Source organism: Rhodococcus sp. 06-235-1A, from assembly GCF_002258785.1.
Taxonomy (GTDB): Bacteria; Actinomycetota; Actinomycetes; order Mycobacteriales; family Mycobacteriaceae; genus Rhodococcoides.
On sequence record NZ_NOYI01000010.1, the window covers coordinates 1 to 749 of the forward strand.

The 749-nt window shown below is 66.1% G+C and carries 1 protein-coding gene; it reads left to right on the plus strand.

Translation table 11 applies throughout. The annotated features are described in order from the left end of the window. A partial coding sequence (locus tag CH275_RS09295) for a carboxyl transferase domain-containing protein (protein WP_306436941.1) occupies positions 1 to 749 on the plus strand: 749 nt, incomplete at both ends.

The following is a 749-nucleotide window of genomic DNA, read 5'->3' on the forward strand; positions in this document are numbered from 1 at the left end:
TGGGCCGACATGGCCGACGCCGACACCTCCGTGGTGTTCGACGCCCACCTCGCCGGAATCCCGGTGTCCGTCATCGGCATCGAATCACGGGCCATCCCCCGTAAGGGCTGGTTCCCCTCCGACGGCCCCGATCAGTGGACCTCGGGAACCCTGTTCCCGAACTCGTCGAAGAAGACGGCACGCGCCATCAACGCCGCCAGCGGAAGTCGGCCGATCGTGGTGCTCGCCAACCTCTCCGGCTTCGACGGATCACCGGAATCGCTGCGCAACATCCAGCTCGAATACGGAGCCGAGATCGGCCGCGCCATCGTCAACTTCGACGGACCGGTCGTGTTCTGTGTCGTCTCGCGCTATCACGGAGGTGCGTTCGTGGTGTTCTCCGGAGCGCTCAACGACAACATGGAGGTCCTCGCAGTGGAGGGATCCTTCGCCTCCGTACTCGGCGGTGCCCCGGCAGCAGCAGTGGTGTTCACCCGCGACGTCAACGCCCGCACCGCAGCCGACTCCGAGGTCAAGGAACTCGAAGCACGACTGAACGCAGCCGAGGACGACGCCACCCGCTCGGCACTGCGCGTCGAGCTCGGCACCGTGCGAGCGAACGCCCGCAACGCCAAACTGGGTGAAGTGGCAGCCGAATTCGAGGCCATCCACAACATCCAACGAGCACAGAACGTCGGATCGGTGCACCACATCGTCCCCGCCGCCGAACTGCGCCCGCAGCTCGTCGCCGCCATCGAACGCGGAATGGC